Origin of the sequence: Desulfobulbus propionicus DSM 2032 (assembly GCF_000186885.1) — a bacterium.
GTDB lineage: Bacteria > Desulfobacterota > Desulfobulbia > Desulfobulbales > Desulfobulbaceae > Desulfobulbus > Desulfobulbus propionicus.
The window spans coordinates 2,966,958-2,985,000 of sequence record NC_014972.1 but is presented as its reverse complement, the minus strand read 5'-3'; the positions used below and the strand labels follow the sequence as shown (position 1 = coordinate 2,985,000).

Here is an 18,043-nt window from a genome sequence, read left to right as displayed (position 1 = left end):
TTGATCGGATTGCTCATTAGGCTGGAGGCAAGCGGGTTGGGATTGACTTGGGTGAAATCGGCACGGAGATGACTGCCATCGGCCAGTTCGTTGTCCACGACAAGGTGCAGTTCTCCGGTGGCGTAGTCCACCCGCAGCGCGTTTTTTGTCCATTGCAACTGCTGGATGCCGTGGCCTTGATCAACGGGGAGGCGCATTGTCATGCCTGCGCTGTCCGCGTGAAGGCTGCCTGTGGTGATCCCGGCATGGAGGCCGTGCAGGTCTAGTATAGCGTTGAGCTGTCCTTCAACTGGCCAAGGCAGATTCAACGGGGTATTCAGACTGTCCAGGGCAAAGGCGGCAAGTTCCCCATGGATGTGCCAAGGAGCCTCCGCTTTCCAGGAACCGGCCGCGCACAGACGGGCTGAGCGCGGGCCGTTCAGGCAGACTGGTTTGAGTTCGCACTGCGCGGAAGAGACCGACAGGGCGGCGGGTTGACGCATCTGCCAACTGCCAAAATGACGATCGGCAAAGGAGAGTTGGCGGATAGTCCCTTGCCAGGCGGCGGCGATAAGTTGTCCTTGCACCGTCATGGCGGCAGTGATGTCGGTGTTCCGGCCTTCAACCGTGAGACTGTGATCGCTGAGCGGCCCATTGAGTTGGACGAGGAGTCGATCCAGACTGGTCGAGCCGAATCGGCCCCCTTCGGCTTTGAGTGATCCCTTGAGAGATCCATCTTTGGCAAGGGAGCCACTCGCTTGCGCGGAGAGTTTGTCAATACTGGTGTTTTCGAACCCGATACGGGCTCCGGCAAGCTGAAGCGAGAGCTCCGGTTTGTCCTGTTGTCCGGACAGCCGCCCGCGAAGATCGACCGAACCCCGAGCCTGCGGCCATATTTCCCTCAAGTTGCCGGAGTGCAGCTCCACGGAGAGATCCACGGTGTTCTCGATCTTCCCTTGGAGACGCAGCGTTGAGTGAGCGCTGGCAAGGAGGACGTCGGGGATGTGCACTTGGTTGCCGTCCACATGCGCTTCTCCTTTGCCGGTGAGCGGGAATTGGCGCAGGGTACCCTGGAGTTTGGGCAACAGAAAGGTCGCCTTGACGTCCGTTCCGTGCCGTTCGCCCTCGGTGGCCAGCTGGAAGCTGACATCGCCGGGCCAATTCTCCCAGACACGGGAGGGATCAAGGTGGGCACCTTCCATGGTGGCGTGCCAGGCGAGGTGCGGATGCCATCCCAGTCTGCCCTGCAGGGTAAGCGATTCTCGGCTTTGGGTGAGATGCAGGGCATGAATTCGCAATTGGTCAAGGTCGCCCTCAATTGCCGCGTCAACCGTGACCGACTCCCGGCTTGCGGCCCACATGGTCTTGGCGTGCATGCTCAGGCTGTAGGCATCCAGGGTGCCTCGGCCGTCGATGGACACATCGCTGAAACGCTGATCGGGCCATTGCCGGTGGATGTCGGGCAGTGCTGCGGCGGGAGTCTTGAGTCGCGCCTCCCACGTCGTTTTCGCGCCCAGGAGATTATCGAGCCGGCCGTTCAGCTGTGAGGGGAAGGGGCTGCTGAGCTGCGCATCGAGTATGAGCCGGTTCAACGGTCCCGTCAGGGTGCCGCGTGCCGCGATCGGCTGATATCCGTTCGGTTGCACCTGAGCCTCCAGGGTCCAGTGCAGCGGGTACTCGTTGTCCGTCTGGAGTTGGCCCTTGGCGCGGAGGACGCTCTCCCTGCTTTTCAGGACAAGGTCGTCGAATCCCAGCGTGTTCCCCTGATAGGAAAGGTTGGTCAACTGGCCGGTCGTGATGCGCCACATCGCCTTCTGATCGGAGAAGATTGTTATTTCCTCGGCGGAAATTGTGTCTATCGCCAGGTGGGCAGGCAGGGAAAACGGGATCAGGGCGGTCTCTCCCTGGCTTTCTCCCAGATACACCTGAACGCCGGCGCCGCGCACGGCGTGGACCCGAATCTGGCGGTGGCGCAGGTGCCCAGGGGACCAGCTGACGTTCATCGACTCGATCAGAACCGTGTCGATGCCATCGTCGTAGCGAACGTTGTGAAACTGCATGGGGCCCATCAGGGTACCGGAAGCCGAGCCGATGGTAATCAGTCCAGTCAACAGGTGATTGCTCAACCGCACCAGCCCGCGCAATCCTGTTTCGGTCGTGGCGAGAACAATGAGGAGGGCCATGGCCGCAAGCAGCGGCAGCCAGGAAAGGGCGATGCGCCGCAACCATCTGTTCATCAAAGATCAGCCCCCAGGGTGAAATGGAGGCGCCAGGCCCCTTCCTCGTCAAGTGCCTTGGCCAGGTCGAGGCGAATCTGCCCGAAAACCCCGTTCCAGCGGAGACCGACACCGGCCCCGGACCGAAGAGTGAGGGCGGAAAAGCTGTTGGTTGCCGTTCCACTATCGTAAAAAACAGCACCGCTCCATTGGTCGAACAGCGACCGTTCCAGCTCTACGCTGTAGGTAAAGAGATTTTTTCCGCCCAGGAGGTTGCCGTCCGCATCCTTGGGGCTGATTTTCTTATAACCGTAGCCGCGGACACTCTGGTCGCCGCCCGCATAATAGCGGAGCGAAGGCGGCAAATCGTCGAGGTCGTCAACCAGGGTGGTGCCGATGTCCGAACGGCCGATGATTCGCCACTGATCGAAAAACGTGTAGATTGCCTTGGTCCGCAGGGTGAGCTGCGCAAAGCTGGTATCGGCAAGCAGGGTTTCTTCGCTGCCAATGGCACTGGCCGTCAAGCGAATCCCCCGTTTGGTGGCGATGCGGTCATCCGCCCAAAAGACGCTGCCCTTGACGCCGGGAATGATCAGGGCGGCCGCATCGGTTTCGGCTCCGATATCGTACTGTTCGTCAAGGAATTGCACATAGGTGGAATACTCGCCTTTTTCCCGGAAATGATCGTGGCTGACCACGGTGTTCAAGGTTTTGGTATCGGTGCTGTCGAACTGTTCGGTCTCGTATTTGGCGCTCAGGGTCAGGCGGTCCTTTTTGGGGTCGCCGATGGGGATGGTGTAGACCGCGCCGAGATTGCTTTTCCGTTCCGAGGGCTGGCAGACCAGGTTGAGCTGGTGACCGAACGGGTTGAGGTGGCGGTTGATGTATTCAAAGGTCCCCCGTGGGCCGGTATCGGTACCGTATCCCAGGCCGATGCCGTACTTGTGGGTCAAGTTGGGGGCGAGAACGACCTTGACCGGCACTTTGTGGTCGACGGCCTGGTCAAGGTCGTAGACGACGTCGACCGAGGTGAAGTAATCGGCGTTGTACAGTGACTGGCGCAAGCGGGTCAGGGCCTTGGGGGAAAAAGGATCGCCTTCGCGGACCGGAGCGATTTTCCGGAGCAGGTCATGATCAATGAAATCCGCTGCAAAAGTGAGGGGGCCAAACACATAACGGGGGCCCGTATCGAGGCGCAGGTGCAGGGAGGCGCTGTGTTCCTTTCTGCGTACCTCGACACGATTGTTGCGGAAGATGGCTTGCTGGTATCCCCGTTCCAAGGCCAGGGCGATCAGATTATCCTTGCCCTCTTCATACCGCTGATGGTCCAGGACATCTCCCTGGTGCAAGGGAAAGCGTTGCACCGCCTCCTGCAATGGCCCGTCCTGTCCGCCCGGACCGTTCACCACGATGTTTACGTCCTTGATGATGACCGGCGGGCCGGTGGTCACCGCCAGTTCGATCTGGCGTTTACCGTTGGCCTGCCGCTGCGACACGCTGATGTCAGGGGAATAGTAGCCAAAGGGCTCCAAGGCCTTGCCCGCCTCTTTGGGAGCTTTGGCGACCAGCTGGCTGATCATGAGGGCGGTGGGAGGCTCGTCCTCCGGCAGTCTGGCCAGGGAAAGATAACTGCGGATATTGCGGCGCTGGTTTTCCGAGAGATCGCCAGAGATGATGATCTCGATTCCGGAGTAGGCGTGGGCCCGGCCCAGGCCGGTCGCCAGCAGTAGGGCAAGGAAAAGGAGGAGAGACGCCCCGCGGCCGCGACAGGGGGAATGGTTTGTTCGGCGTGTCCGGAGATGAAAGGGCAGGGGAGGAAAGGGGATGAACATGCCAACGAAGTTCCTCGGGCAACCGGTTGCAAAATCGAGGACTCCTTGCGTGCAAAGGAGCCAGCCTGTGCCTTCCACTGAGCATGACCGTGAATTTACTCCGCTACTCCATGTTTTAAAAGCACTGTTTTCACGCTGGCATGGGAGAAAAACATTCCCCCTTCCACGATCAATGGAAGGGGGAGGCTGGCATCGATTATGATTTGGTAAACATGAGCCGGTTGTTCTGGCCGCGGTCGATGAGGATGTGGTCGCCCTCGGCAAAGTTGCCTTCGAGGATCTCCAGCGCCAGCGGGTCTTCGATATACCGCTGGATCGCCCGTTTCAGCGGCCGGGCGCCAAAGGCCGGGTCGTAGCCGGTGTCCACCAGGAACTGCTTGGCCTCCTTGGTGAGCGTCACCTTGTATTTGTGTTCGGCCAACCGCTTGGCCATCCGTTTGATCTGGATGTCGACGATCTGCGACAGATTGTCGCGGGTCAAGCCATGGAAGGTGATGATCTCGTCGATACGGTTGAGGAACTCCGGCTTGAACTGACGATGGAGGAGATCATCGATCTGCCGCCGCATGGTCTCGGGATCGGTCTGAGCCATCTCCATGATGATGTGGCTGCCGAGGTTCGAGGTCATGATCAGGATGGTGTTCTTGAAATCCACGGTCCGCCCCTTGCCGTCGGTCATGCGGCCGTCGTCGAGCACCTGCAACAGGACGTTGAACACATCGGGGTGGGCTTTTTCGATTTCATCCAGGAGGATGACCGCATAGGGGCGCCGCCGCACCGCCTCGGTGAGCATGCCGCCCTCGTCGTAGCCGACATAGCCCGGAGGAGCGCCGATCAACCGGGCCACCGAGTGCTTCTCCATGTATTCCGACATGTCGATGCGGATCATCGCCTGTTCGGAGTCAAAGAGAAATTCGGCCAGGCTGCGCGCCAGTTCGGTCTTGCCCACACCGGTGGGGCCGAGAAAGATGAAACTGCCCAACGGCCGGTCCGGATCCTGCAAACCGGCTCGGGCCCGGCGCACGGCGTTGGCCACGGCGACGATCGCCTCGCGCTGGCCGATCACCCGGCCGCCCAGGGCCTCCTCGGCATGAACCAGTTTTTCCTTCTCTCCTTCCAGGAGCTTGTCCACCGGAATGCCGGTCCACTTGGCGACCACCGCCGCCACGTCCTCGGCGGAAACCTCTTCCTTGAGCATCTGATGTTGCTCTTGGATCTCGCTGAGGCGGGAGTTGGCGGATTCCAGGTCCTTGTTGAGCTGCACGATTTTGCCGTAACGAATCTCGGCCACCTTGCTCAGGTCGCCGGCCCGCTCGGCCCGCTGCTCCTCCATGTGGGCCTGGTCGATCTTGGTCTTGATGTCGCGGATGGACTGGATGATATCCTTTTCCAGAGTCCACTGGCCCTTCATTGCCTTGAGCCCATCGTCGAGATTGGCCAGATCTTCCCGCACCTTGGCCAGCCGCTCGCTGGAAGCCTGGTCCTTCTCCTTTTTCAGGGCCTCCTGTTCGATTTCCAGCTTGATCTTTTTCCGCTCCAACTGGTCGATTTCGGTGGGCATGGAGTCGATCTCGATCCGCAGTCGCGAGGCCGCCTCGTCGATCAGGTCGATGGCCTTGTCCGGCAGGAAACGGTCGGTGATGTATCGGCTCGACAGAGTGACGGCCGCCACGGTGGCCGCATCCTGGATGCGCACCCCGTGATGCACCTCGTATTTTTCCTTGATGCCGCGGAGGATGGCGATGGTGTCCTCCTCGCTGGGCTCTTGGACCAGCACCGGCTGGAAACGGCGCTCCAGGGCGGCGTCCTTCTCGATGTACTTACGGTATTCATCCAAGGTGGTGGCGCCGACGCAGTGCAACTCACCACGGGCCAGCGCCGGCTTGAGCATGTTGGAGGCATCCATGGAGCCCTCGGCCGCGCCAGCCCCAACCAGGGTGTGGATTTCGTCGATGAACAGGATGATCTCACCGGCTCGCTTCTCCACCTCTTTGAGGACCGCCTTGAGCCGATCCTCAAATTCACCCCGATACTTGGCGCCAGCCACGAGGGCACCAAGATCCAAAGAAATGACCTGTTTGCCTTCCAGGGTCGACGGGATGTCGCCGTTGACGATCCGTTGCGCCAGCCCCTCGACGATGGCCGTCTTGCCCACGCCCGGTTCGCCGATCAGCACCGGATTGTTCTTGGTGCGCCGGGTGAGCACCTGGATGATCCGCCGGATCTCCTCGTCGCGGCCGACCACCGGGTCAAGCTTGCCCTTGCGGGCCACATCGGTGAGGTTGCGGGCATATTTTTCCAAGGCTTGATACTTGTCTTCCGGATAGGGGTCCGTGACCCGCTGATTGCCGCGCACGGTCATCAGCGCCTTGAGAAAGGCATCGCTGGTGACACCTTGGCGGTTGAGCATGGTGGTCACCTTGAGCGATCGGTCAGCCAGCATGGTCAGGAACAGGTGCTCCTGGCTGACGTACTCGTCCTGCATGTTGGCCGCTGTCTTGAAGGATTGGTCGAGCAGGGTCCTGAAAGCCGGCGAGGCGTAGGTCTGGCCGGCGCCGGAGCCGCTGACCTTGGGTAGGGCGTTGATCAGCTGGTTGGTTTCGCTGAGGACCACGCTCGGCGTGACGCCCATCTTCTGCAAGACCGGCACCACGACTCCGTCAGGCTGTTCAAGGATGGCCTTGAGCAGGTGTTCGGGATGCAGTTCCTGGTTGCCGTTTGCCTGGGCCAGCTGTTGGGCGGCCTGAATGGCTTCCTGGGATTTGAGGGTGAATTTGTCCAGTTGCATATCTTCTCTCCTTGCCTGTTTGCTTTGGTTTTAAAAACAGGCTGTTAATTCATTTATTAACAAGAGATGATAAGGATCAAACCTTGCGTGTCAAGATTTTGGCACAAAAAGAAGGGCAATATTTTTCGCGCGGTAAAAAAGAAGAAGCCCCCATGCCTTTGGTGGCAAGGGGGCTTCGGTTCGTCCTTTGTCTTGACGCCAGGTCAACCGCACGATCCGCTGCACGATCCGCAACTGCCGCCGCTGCTCAGCGGATTGGCAGAGGTGATGGAAAATCCGGATCGATAACCGGCCTCAATGAAATCAACCTTCACGGCACCGCACTTTTCCTGCAAATCGGTATCGACAAGAAACTTCAGGCCGCCTTCCTCGTACACTTTATCGCTATCTTTTGGCTCATCCAGAGCCAAGCCCAGAGATGGGCCACTTCAGCCACCCTGCATCAATGCGATGCGAATCGCAGAACTGATCTTGTTCTGCTCCAGGTAGGCTTTCAGATTGTTGACAGCTATTGCTGTTGCTTCGAACATTCTGCCTCCTCAAAAGTGATGAATGCTTCTTCTCCGCGAGAGAAGAAGGGTTTGGGGTATGGTGCAAAAGTAAGGCGCAAAGAGGTTGACGTCAACCTAAGATACGGCGGTCGGGGGCGAGTCCCTCGAAAAACGGCGATCATCCGCTCTTGAAATCGTCGACGGACGCATGGCCGGGCAGGCCGCACAAGGGAGCGGGCGATTGGGCGAAGCCGCGAAAGTCCGGGCGGACGCGGATGGCCTTCTGGGTAAAATGATCATGAAATCGGTTTATTGGGTGGAAAAAGATTGTCAAACCGAAGGCGGCTATCTACTATTGAGCCACTGATGGTGCTGTTTTTGGTGAACCTTTCACAGGCGAGGGTCTTGTTATGCGTGAAAAGCTACTCATATCCACCGGCGGCGGCGATGCCCCGGGACTGAATGCCGTTATTTTTGCCGTGGTCAATTCCGCCACCAGAAAGGGGTGGGAGGTCTACGGCAGCCGATACGGGTACGGTGGCCTGCTGGATCGAGACGACCTGGTCCGCCTGACCCCAGAGGACGTCGAGGGCATTCTTTCCCAGGGTGGGACCATTCTTGGTTCCACCAACAAGGGCAATCCCTTTTGCAAGCCGGTGGAAAATTTGGCTGGAGAGACGCAGATCGTCGATATTTCTGATAAAATTCTCAATGCGTTCAATCGGATGGGCTTTTTTTGCCATATTGCCGTGGGCGGCGACGGCAGTTTGGAGATTGCTCACCGTTTTGCCCTCAAAGGCATGCCGGTGATCGGCGTGCCCAAGACCATCGACAATGACCTGGAGGCCACGGACCGGACCTTTGGCTTTGACACCGCCGTGTCCACCGCCACCGACGCCATCGACAAACTGCATTCCACGGCCAAGTCCCACGACCGGGTGATGGTGGTCGAGGTCATGGGCCGCGATTCTGGCTGGATTGCCTTGTACTCCGGGATCTCCGGCGGCGCCGATGTGATCCTCATTCCGGAGATTCCTTTCAAGCTCGATGCGGTCTGCGCCAAGATTGCCGACAACGAGTTGCACGGCAAGCACTATTCGATCGTGGTGGTGGCCGAGGGCGCGCGGGCCGAGGATGGCGAGGTGATCAGTAAAGGGCAGGGCGAAGTCGGGCGATCCGAGGTGGTGCTCGGCGGTATCGGCGAATGGGTGGCCAACCAGATCCGCCAGCGTCTGGGCAAGGATACCCGGTCCCTGGTGTTGGGGCATCTGCAACGCGGCGGTTCGCCCACCACCTTTGACCGGCTGCTGGCCCTGCGCTTCGGTGCGGCGGCGGTGCGCATGGCCGAGGCCGGCATCTTCGACCACATGGTGGCCTGGGTACCGCCGACCATGACCTCCGTACCCATCGCCGAGGCGATTCGGCGGCGAAAAAAGGTGGACCTGGAAAGCGACAAGGTACGGACCGCCCGCGACATCGGCATCTGTCTGGGTGACTGATTTTTTTCTCCCGCTTTTGGGGCCATCGTGACCACCGCCGAACGATTGCAGCTCATCTACGAGCGGATGATGGCCCATTGGGGACCCCAACACTGGTGGCCGGCCGAGACGCCCTTCGAGGTCATGGTGGGGGCTGTTCTCACCCAGAACACGGCCTGGAAAAACGTCGAAAAGGCCATCGCCAACCTCAAGGGGGTGGGGCTGATGTCCCTGGAAGGACTATCCGCCCTGCCCACCGGCCTGCTCGCCGAATACATCCGTCCGGCCGGCTACTACAACATCAAGGCCGGCCGGCTGCACAATCTCCTCTCCACTATCAACCAGCAGCATGGCGGCAACCTCCAGGCCTTCCTGGAACAACCGCTGCCTCAGTTGCGCGAGCAGCTGCTGGCCATCAAGGGCATCGGTCGGGAAACCGCCGATTCCATCCTCCTTTACGCCGCAGGGTTACCGATCTTCGTGGTCGACGCCTACACCCACCGCATCCTGGTCCGCCATCAACTGATCGACGAGGAGTGCGGCTACGAGGCCATCCAGGAACTGTTCATGGACAACCTGGCCTGTGACCCCCGGCTGTACAACGAGTATCACGCCCTGTTGGTGCGGGTGGGCAACGTCTACTGCAAAAAGAAGCATCCCGACTGCGCATCCTGCCCGTTGCAGGGGATTTGACCGGCGCGGGGTTGTTATTGAGCGGCTTTCCCGTTGGATCGGTCCTGTTCCATATCCGTTTGGGGCGGCTGCCTGTGGTGCCACATCAGTTTGCGGCAGATGCCGCGGATCATGCTCGCCTCCTTCTTTTTCAACCGGAGTCGGCTCAAGAATTGGCGGATATTGCGCATCCAGTAGACACGGTTGGTGTCATGGAGGAAGGTGATCTCGTTGAGGGCCTGCTCGATATGTTCGTACATCCCTTCGAGATCAAAGGAGTTGGCGAACTCCGATGTGGGAATGGCGGCAAAGGGGTGGGTGTGGACGGCGGTATAGAGTTCGTAGCAGTGAATGGCCACCGCCTGGGCCAGATTGAGCGAGGAAAAGCCGGCGGTGGGGATGGTGGAGGCGAACTGGCACAGGTCGAGGTCTTCGTTGCTCAACCCTGAATCTTCCGGCCCAAACATCAAGCCGACGCGGTTGCCGGCCAAGAGCGGCACGATCTCCGCCATCACCTCGCGCGGCGTCTGGTCCTGGGGGCGGTGCCGTCCCTGGCGGGCGGTGGTGCCGACAATGAAATGAAAGGGCGCCGCCGCCTCGGCCGTGGTGCGGCAGACCCGCATTCCATGGATAAGGTGAGCGGCCTTGTGGGTGGCCATCTTCAGCATCCGCTCCTGATCAAAGTCTTCCTCGCTGACAACGATCAGTTCGGCGATGCCGAAATTGGAGGCGATGCGGGCCGAGGCGCCGATATTCTCCGGAAACTTGGGGCCGACAAGAATAATGCCGGTCTGGCCGAGACGGCCATCCGGCATTGGTGTGCTGGACATGCTGTGAGCGCTCAGGAATTAGTGACCAGTGGACTGCTCCAATTCCAGCTGTTTTTTCGATGGTTTTTCCGATCCCGGGTTGCTGGAGGTCATCCGTTTGAAGAAGGGGATGATGCCGCGCTCGGCCCGTTTGATCTCCTCTTCCGCCTCCTTGACCGTGATCTGCCAGGCCGGGGCGAAGCCGGGCGATTTTTCAAACATGATTTCAATCGCCTTCTGGTAGACCTGCACCTGACGCAGTTCCTGGCGGCCAGGCTTCTGGTTGAGCACCTGGACCATGTTGCGCAGGTTGTCGCGCTCCTGCTTGATCTTGTCCATCTCGCCCTTGCGGCGCTCGTTTTCCGCCGAATCGATCTCTAGTTTGGTGTGCAGATGCTCGCGCAGTTTCTTGAGATTGCCGTTGAGTTCCCGGGCCTTCAGCCATCCGCGCACCCAGAGGATGAAGGCGATCAGCAGGCCGATGCTCAGGCCGCGGAGAAAGGGATTGGCGAGGATGTCGGATATCCAGCTGCTGTTTTCCATGATGTCTCCCTGAAAGGAAAGAAAGTATGCGGAAGGGGCAGGAGCCGGTTCCGCCATTTCGAGAAGTTGGCTGTGTTCAAGGCACCCATTTTTATTTGAATTGCCGATATTCGTCAAGCAAAACCACGGGTCGCCGCCGCGGGTTGCATCCTCTTAGTTGTCCGCGTTTTCTCGCGGTTTGACGGCGGGTTGCGCGGCCAGGGAAAAGCTCAACCGCCTAGCGGCGAGATCGACATGGTCAAGCCGCACTCGGACCCGATCACCCAGCTGGTACATGCGGTTGCTGGTCTCGCCGATCAGCCGATAGCGGCGGCTGTCATGGAGATAGTAATCGTCGTTCATGGTGGTGACCGGCACCATGCCGCTGATGTAGCTTTCGTCGAGGGTGACGTACAGGCCAAAAGCGGTCACCCCGGAGATGATGGCGCCGAAGTCCTCGCCGACCCGGTCGAGCAGGAACAGGGCCGAGCAACGGGCATGGACATTGCGCTCGATGTCGATGGCCTTGCGCTCGCACTGGGAGAGATGCAGGCCAGCCTCGGTCAGATCCTGCTTCTTGTCGGGAAGGAGTGGGACGCCCTCCTGATCCTGTTGCACAAGCCAGGCCTGGAGCACCCGATGGGCCACCAGGTCGGGGTAGCGGCGGATGGGGGAGGTGAAATGGAGGTAATAGGCGGCGGCCAGACCGAAATGGCCCACGTTTTCCGGGGAATACCTGGCCTGCTGCATGGTGCGCAGCAGCAGGTTGTTGACGATGTATTCAGCCGGCGTGTTGCGTGCCTGCCGGATTACCTGGGTAAACCAGGCCGGATCGACCTCGGAGCGGGGCAGCACGAGGCCCAGGGCCTTGGCCGCATCGGTGAAGGTTTCCAGCTTGGCCGGATCGGGTCGCTCGTGGATGCGGTAGAGGACGGGCCGCCTGGCTTTGGCCAGGGTTTCGGCCACAGCCTCGTTGGCCGCCAGCATGCAGTCCTCGATCAGCAGATGGGCCTGGTTGCGCTCCGCCAAGGAGATGGCGGACACCCGTTCTCTGTCCAGGGTCACCTCGGGTTCGGGGATGTTGAACTCCAGGCTACCGCGCTCGATCCGCCGTTTTTTCAACAGGGCTGTCAATTTGCCGGCCAGTTCGAGCATCGGCGCCAGATCGGCATGGCTGGTGCGGGTCGCTTGGTCGCGCAGGTACAGCAGCTGGTTGACCGTGGTGTAGGTAAAGCGGCAGCGGCTTTTGATCAGGCTGCGGCAATATTTTTCGCCGATACGTCTCCCCTGGGCATCGAAACGGAGGATGGCGGTGAAGGCCGGTCGGTCCTGGTCGGGAACCAGGCTGCACAGGTCGTTGGAAAGACGCTCGGGCAGCATGGGCAGAACCCGGTCCGGCAGGTAGACGCTGGTTCCCCGCAGGTAGGCCTCGCGGTCGATCGCCGAGCCGGGGCACACATAATGGCTCACATCGGCGATGGAAACGTAGAGGACAAACCCGTCGTTCGCGCCCTCGACGCAAATGGCATCGTCGAAATCCCGGGCGGTTTCGCCGTCGATGGTCACATGGGGGAGGTGGCGGAGATCGACCCGGCCCTCGTCGCCTTCGTGCACCGCGTGCAATGCGGCGGCTTCGGCCTCCACCTCGGGAGGAAAGGTGTCGCGCAGACCGGCTTGGATGATGGCCATGCGGATCTGCACGCCAACGGTGCGGGCATCGCCCAGGATCTCGACGATCCGGCCGCTGGGTCCTTGCCGTTCGGAACCGTAGTCGAGAATCTCCGCCACCACCGCCATGCCGTCGCGGGCGCCGAGATCACCGCCACGAGGGATGGTCACCGTGTAGGGCAGCCGCTCATCGTCCGGAGTCACGAATCCGCCGCCGCTGCTGGCGGTGAAGAGGCCGCACAAGCGGGTGACGGCACGGTTGACGACCTCGATGACCCGACCTTCGCGGCGGCCCCGCGCCGAACCGGTGAGAGCCACCAGAATGGTGTCGCCATGGCTGGCTCCGCCCAGATGGTGCGGGGCAATGAACACATCCTTGCCTCCCTTGGCCTGTTGGCCTTCAGGCACCGCAAATCCGAATCCCTTGGCGGTCAGATCCAGGGTGGCCCGCACCTGCTCGCCTTTGGCGGCCGGGGCATACCGCTTGCCCCGTTTGTCGATCTGCCGTTGTTCAACGAGGCTGACCAGCGTCTTGTGCAGGGCCGACAACTGGCCGTGATCGAGATGGAGGGCCAGGGCAATCTCGTTGGTGGTCAGGGGGATCTTCTGCTCGGCAAGCAGGGTTAGGATAGAGGCGTGCAACGGGCCTGTTGCTGTGTGGGGCATGCCACGCTGATGCCGTTTTTTGCGCGGCGCACCCGTCGGTTTCCTTCCCCGGAGAAATCTTCTGGCCATCTCGTTTCTGTTCCCTGTTTTGTGGTTATTGTTGAATCTCCACGCGGGGAGAATTTCTCTTTGTCCGCGGGAGAGTCTCTGTTAGAGTGCAACCTTGCACCACTGTCCGAAGAGGCAATTGTACACCATTCAGACGGTAAGGAAAGGAAAAGCCAGGGGAAGGCAGGATGGCAGATGCAGTACGTTAAATTCGATCTGGATGCATACCGCCAGACCATGGAGGCATTCATCGGCAATGGGCCGGACTCCCAGGTGTTCTGGAAGGCGCTCGATTTCGCCTTCGAGGCCCATGGCAACCAGTGGCGGCGCTCCGGCGATCCCTACATCATGCATCCCTGCTCGGTGGCGCGGATTCTGGCCGAGGAACTGGACATCCGCAACCCGGAAATCCTGGCCGCCGCCCTGTTGCACGATACGGTTGAGGATGTGGAGGAGGTCACCGACGAGGTGATCCGCCAACGATTCGGCCCCAATGTGGAGGCGATCGTCGAGGGCTGCACCAAGGTGACCCACTACACCGGCGACCGCCAGACCTTCAAGAAGCTGGTCCACCGCAAGATTTTCAGCGGCGCCGCGGCCAAGCTGGAGGTCATGATCGTCAAGTTGGCGGATCGGCTGCATAATCTCCGCACCCTTTCCAGCATGCCCAAACACAAGCGGCAGAAGATCGCCGACGAAACCCTGGACATCTACGCCCCCCTGGCCACCATTCTTGGCCTGTTCGCCATCAAGCGCGAACTCTACAACCTGGCGCTGGCCTACAAATTTCCCCGTCAAGGCAGCCGGCTGCAGATGCACATCAACAGCCTGCGCAACGACCCGGAGGTGCTCAAGATCGTCGACAATGTCCAACAGGCCATCGACCGCGAAGGGCTGGACGGCAAGGTCACCCTGCGCACCAAGGGGCTGTGGGGCTATTACGACGTGCGCAACCGTATCCTGATCAAGGAGATCGAGAGCCCGCAGGAAATTTTGATCCTGATGAACAACCGCAGTGGCTGTTACCAGGCACTGGGGGTACTCAACGAGATCTATCCGCCCATCCCCCGGACCATCCGCGATTTCATCGCCAGCCCCAAACCCTCGGGCTATCAGGGATTGCATGCCCGGCCCAACATCAACGGCCGCAAATACCTGTTCAAGATCCGCACCGAGGAAATGGCCCGCCGCGCCCAGCGCGGCATGGTGCGCGACTGGGCTGGCGACAGCCGAACCACTAGTCGCTTTTTCAAGGAAATCCAGGAGATGTTCGACATCCTCGGTAGCGATGATTCGGTTTCCTACCGGGATATGATCGCCGCCAGCGGCCGCAAGGAAATCTATACCTACACTCCGCAGGGGGATCTGATCTGCCTGCCGGTCAACTCGATCTTGCTCGATTTTGCCTTCCGGGTGCACACGGCCATCGGTCATACCTGCATCGGCGGCTTGATCGGCAAGCAGAAGGTGGGACTCGACCATCAACTGCGTGACGGCAACGTGATCAAGGTTATCCGGCAAGAGGCGCCGGTCAATTTCGACCCATCGTTGCAGGCGCTGTGTCAGACCCCCAAGGCCCGCTCCGAACTGTCCAAGGCCTTTCGCCTGCGGCGGGAGGCGGTCACCCGGCAAATCGGCGCCTCGGTGCTCGCCCAGGAGCTGCGGCGCTACGGCCTGCCCCGGGAGGTGGTTGAGAAAGCGGGCATGGTCGATATTCTGGCCTATTTCAACATCGAGTCCATGGAGGATTTTTATTTGCAGCTGGGCGAGGGAAGGGTGCGGCTGCGGGAGCTGATTTACGAGATCCGCAATGGCCTCTACGTCGGCAAACCGACCCTGTTCCAGCCGACCGGCGTGTTCAACCGGGTTGACCTCACCACCCTCGACCCGGTGGTGATGAAATCCTCGGCCTGCTGCAAACCCGGCCCCCTGGACAAGGGGGTGATTGGCCTGCTGAGCGAGCGCGGCCTTTCCCTGCATCGCAAGGACTGCACCCAGTTGCAGAAAATCAATTTTCAGCGGGAAGACGCGGTGGAAGTCCGCTGGAAGTTGAAAAGCACCCGGATCGAGAAGAACCAGCGCATCATTGTCATGCAGGCGAGCCGCAACCGCCTGCTGATGCTGCTGTCGGTGGCGCCCGAGGAGATGAAGGTGATCGACATTGTCTATCTTGGCAAAGGCGCAGCGCTGATCGGCGATTGGGAAATCAATTTTCAGGTGACGAACCTGTACGGCCTGAAAAAGGTGGATCGCCACTTTTCCCGATCCGGCCTCCGCTATGAGTTCGAACTGGAGCTGTAGCGCACGCCTGCTTCAAGACGGGCCTGATGCGTGAAACAGCTTGACTCCGACATCGTGGTGGTTACTGTGCATCTATAAAGCCGAGCCGGGAAACTGTTTTGCTGTGTTCCAAGTCGGATTGCCTTCTTCGGGAATGTGGTTGCAGCCTCGCTTGATTGCTTTCTTTCCCATGGCGTCTGTTCTGCCAGGTCGCACCTGTCAGGACAGACGCCATTTTTTTTGCGGCAGACAGGCGTCGATATATTGGTCCAATCGGGCCTGGAACGCCTCGCGCGAAATCTCTCGCGCCCCGAAGCGAAGCAGGTGATCGGTGGTCATCTGACAGTCGATCATGGCGATGTCCCGATGAAGGGCCTGCTCGACCAGGGCGGCCAAAGCCACCTTGGAGGCGTCGGTCATGCGGGTGAACATCGACTCGCCAAAAAAGATCCGGTCCAGGCAGACACCGTACAACCCGCCCGCCAGCTGGCCGTCCCGCCAGCATTCGATCGAGTGGGCAAAGCCGAGCGCATGCAGACGGCAATAAGCCTGCTGCATGGCCCCCGTGATCCATGTGCCGTTCTCCCGCCGGCCGGCGGCGGTGGCGCAGCCAGCGATTACCTGGGAAAAGGCGGTGTCCGCGGTCACGGTGAAGGCCCCGGCGTTGAGGGTTCGTTTGAGCCGTTTGGGCAGATGGAATTCTTCGGGGAAAAGAACCAGCCGCGGTGCCGGCGACCACCACAGAATCGGATCGCCTTCCGAGAACCAGGGAAAGATGCCCAGGCTATAGGCCATGATCAGCCGTGCTGGGTGCAAATCGCCGCCGACGGCGAGCAGGCCGTCATCCTCGGCAAATTCGGGAGCGGGAAAGAGCAGGTCGTCGGTAAGGCGGAAAACGGGCATGGGATTATGGGGGAATATTCAAACGGTTGAGCGCGAATCCTACAGCGGTTCAGGGAAAAGGCAAGCTCGAAGGTGTATGGCGGGTTTCTTTGCCTTTTCGGGAAAAAATGAGCCTTTTGATGTAAAAAGAGGTTTACAGAAAACAGTAACTCATTGATAATCAAATGACTTGTTACCGTTTCCCGCTTGTTGTCGAAACAGCCCGTCTTTCACCAGCCTGGTTCTGAGCGCATGTATCTCGAACATTTTCACCTGACCCACCCGCCGTTTGTGGAAGAGCCGGATTCGGAAATTTTTTTTCCGGGAGCAAAAAGGGAAGAGATCTGCCAGTCGATGATTCTCGATATCCTGGCCGGCAAGCAGTTGATCAAACTGATTGGCCCGGAGGGTTCGGGGAAAACGCTGATTTGCCGGTTGATCGCCGAGCGTCTGTCTTCCGGATACCAGGTAGTCGTGCTCGACAATCCCATTGGCTCGTTTGATGAACTGTTGCGCCTTGTCTGTCTGGATCTGGGCATGGACCCCAGAGGGGCGCACGAACAGACGCATTTTTTCGAGGCGTTGCAGCAACTGCTGGCCGAGCGCCGAGCGTCCGGCATGAAGACCGTGCTTGTGATCGACGAGGCGGAAAAGCTCTTTCTCGCCGCCCTGGAACGGTTGATCCGGCATGTCGGCGACGGACCGGACGGCCTGGACCTGGTGTTGGTGCTTGCTGGCCGTCCCGGACTCGACGCCAATCTTGACCAGTTGGCCGTCTTCCATGCCAAGGTCGATGTGCATGCCGGCTATTTCCTGGACAATCTGACCGAAAGCGAGACCAGACAGTATCTCCGGTACCGGGTCAATGCCGCGGGCATGCGCCGTGAGCAATTTGCCGAGGTCTTCACCGAGGGGGCGGTCACCAAGATCTTCAGTGCCGCGAAGGGCAATCTCCGGATCACCAACATTTTGGCTGACGAGACCCTGCAAGCCTCGTGCGCGGAGAAATCGTTCATGGTCCTGCTGGATCATGTCGAGCCGGAAGAGGAAGAACCGTTCAAGCCGGACAACAAGGTGATCGAGATCTATGAACTGCTCAGCTCCAATAGGCTTGTGATCGGAGCGCTGGCCGGGGTGGCGGCGATGATGCTGGTCATCGGCGTGCTGCTCAGCGGCACCGGCCAAGAGGAGTCCGCTGGTGGTGAGCCTGTTGTGAAAACAGCCGCGACAGCCCGTCCAGCATCGGCTCCCGGCGTGCGGGAGGGCGGCGGAACTGAGCAGGCGGTGGAGGATGTTCTCCAGCCGCCTCCCGCCCCACAGGAGATCCGGGATGGCGACAAGCTCTACCGCGAGCGGCTGGGCGCCAGCGCCAGTTGGCTGGCCGGCATCTACAAGGGCGGCTTTACCATTCAACTGATGATGCTGGTCTCCGATCAGGCCCAGTCGAGCATCGCAACTACCCTGACCGAGGATGACTATTATCAGGTTCGGGAACAACTCTATGTTTTGCGTAAAAAAACCTCTCCCCCCACCATTTTCGTCTTTTACGGCATGTATGACAGCCTGGAAGCAGCCCGGGAAGCGCGTAACAGCATGCCAGTTTTTCTTCGCAAGCATCATCCCTATCCGCTTTCCATCAGCGAGGCGGTGAAGAAGATCGAGAACTAGGCGGCATCAATCCGGTTCCGCCCTCCTTTTGTTGAAATCTGACC

13 protein-coding genes (1 of these 13 running past the window's edge) are annotated in these 18,043 nt (G+C 59.9%); 5 read left to right on the top strand and 8 right to left on the bottom strand.

Annotated features, from left to right (window positions below; all coding sequences use genetic code 11):
• From DESPR_RS13025 to DESPR_RS19240, 4 genes are all read right to left on the bottom strand, one after another.
• On the bottom strand, positions 1 to 2,216 hold the 5' portion of the coding sequence (locus DESPR_RS13025) for a translocation/assembly module TamB domain-containing protein (protein ID WP_015725260.1). 1,255 nt of this gene lie to the left of the window's left edge; only the first 2,216 of its 3,471 coding nucleotides appear in the window; the start codon lies at positions 2,214 to 2,216; its stop codon lies off the left edge, out of view.
• Positions 2,216 to 4,027 (bottom strand): autotransporter assembly complex protein TamA, encoded by a 1,812-nt coding sequence (locus DESPR_RS13020; protein WP_015725259.1) that lies wholly within the window; start codon positions 4,025 to 4,027, stop codon positions 2,216 to 2,218. The genes DESPR_RS13025 and DESPR_RS13020 overlap by 1 nt, the downstream gene beginning before the upstream one ends.
• 196 nt (positions 4,028 to 4,223) lie before the next feature.
• Positions 4,224 to 6,815 (bottom strand): ATP-dependent chaperone ClpB, encoded by a 2,592-nt coding sequence (gene clpB, locus DESPR_RS13015; protein WP_015725258.1) that lies wholly within the window; start codon positions 6,813 to 6,815, stop codon positions 4,224 to 4,226.
• A 203-nt stretch (positions 6,816 to 7,018) separates the two neighbouring features.
• Entirely contained in the window at positions 7,019 to 7,345 is a 327-nt protein-coding gene (locus tag DESPR_RS19240) for an IscA/HesB family protein (protein WP_169701615.1), read from the bottom strand.
• Between the two features lie 169 nt (positions 7,346 to 7,514).
• On the opposite strand from DESPR_RS19240, the gene DESPR_RS18575 reads away from it, so the two are divergent.
• The 3 genes from DESPR_RS18575 to DESPR_RS12995 are packed head-to-tail and all read left to right on the top strand — an operon-like array spanning position 7,515 to position 9,477.
• Positions 7,515 to 7,673: a hypothetical protein gene (locus DESPR_RS18575; RefSeq protein WP_169701614.1), complete on the top strand. Its 159-nt coding sequence runs from the start codon at positions 7,515 to 7,517 to the stop codon at positions 7,671 to 7,673.
• A gap of 43 nt (positions 7,674 to 7,716) precedes the next feature.
• Entirely contained in the window at positions 7,717 to 8,805 is a 1,089-nt protein-coding gene (locus tag DESPR_RS13000; protein WP_015725256.1) for a 6-phosphofructokinase, read from the top strand.
• A 27-nt stretch (positions 8,806 to 8,832) separates the two neighbouring features.
• Positions 8,833 to 9,477 carry an endonuclease III domain-containing protein gene (locus DESPR_RS12995; RefSeq protein WP_015725255.1) on the top strand — a complete coding sequence of 215 codons (645 nt, stop codon included), beginning with the start codon at positions 8,833 to 8,835 and terminating at the stop codon, positions 9,475 to 9,477.
• Between the two features lie 14 nt (positions 9,478 to 9,491).
• On the opposite strand, the gene DESPR_RS12990 is transcribed toward DESPR_RS12995, so the two are convergent.
• The 3 genes from DESPR_RS12990 to rnr all read right to left on the bottom strand — a co-directional run bounded on the left by DESPR_RS12990 (position 9,492) and on the right by rnr (position 13,121).
• The gene (locus DESPR_RS12990) at positions 9,492 to 10,286 is read right to left on the bottom strand and encodes an RNA methyltransferase (protein WP_015725254.1); all 795 of its coding nucleotides are present in this window, start codon (positions 10,284 to 10,286) and stop codon (positions 9,492 to 9,494) included.
• Positions 10,287 to 10,304: 18 nt separating this feature from the next.
• Positions 10,305 to 10,808 carry a hypothetical protein gene (locus tag DESPR_RS12985; protein WP_015725253.1) on the bottom strand — a complete coding sequence of 168 codons (504 nt, stop codon included), beginning with the start codon at positions 10,806 to 10,808 and terminating at the stop codon, positions 10,305 to 10,307.
• 153 nt (positions 10,809 to 10,961) lie between these two features.
• Positions 10,962 to 13,121, bottom strand: coding sequence for a ribonuclease R (gene rnr / locus DESPR_RS12980; RefSeq protein ID WP_015725252.1), 2,160 nt, complete (start codon positions 13,119 to 13,121; stop codon positions 10,962 to 10,964).
• A gap of 243 nt (positions 13,122 to 13,364) precedes the next feature.
• On the opposite strand from rnr, the gene DESPR_RS12975 reads away from it, so the two are divergent.
• Positions 13,365 to 15,470, top strand: a complete 2,106-nt coding sequence (locus tag DESPR_RS12975; RefSeq protein ID WP_015725251.1) for a RelA/SpoT family protein — start codon at positions 13,365 to 13,367, stop codon at positions 15,468 to 15,470.
• 198 nt (positions 15,471 to 15,668) lie between these two features.
• Here the strand turns inward: DESPR_RS12975 and aat are convergent, their stop codons facing one another.
• Positions 15,669 to 16,352, bottom strand: coding sequence for a leucyl/phenylalanyl-tRNA--protein transferase (gene aat, locus DESPR_RS12970; RefSeq protein ID WP_015725250.1), 684 nt, complete (start codon positions 16,350 to 16,352; stop codon positions 15,669 to 15,671).
• 231 nt (positions 16,353 to 16,583) lie between these two features.
• Between aat and DESPR_RS12965 the strand changes: the two genes are divergently transcribed.
• Entirely contained in the window at positions 16,584 to 17,999 is a 1,416-nt protein-coding gene (locus DESPR_RS12965) for an AAA family ATPase (RefSeq protein ID WP_015725249.1), read from the top strand.
• Positions 18,000 to 18,043 lie beyond the last annotated feature (44 nt).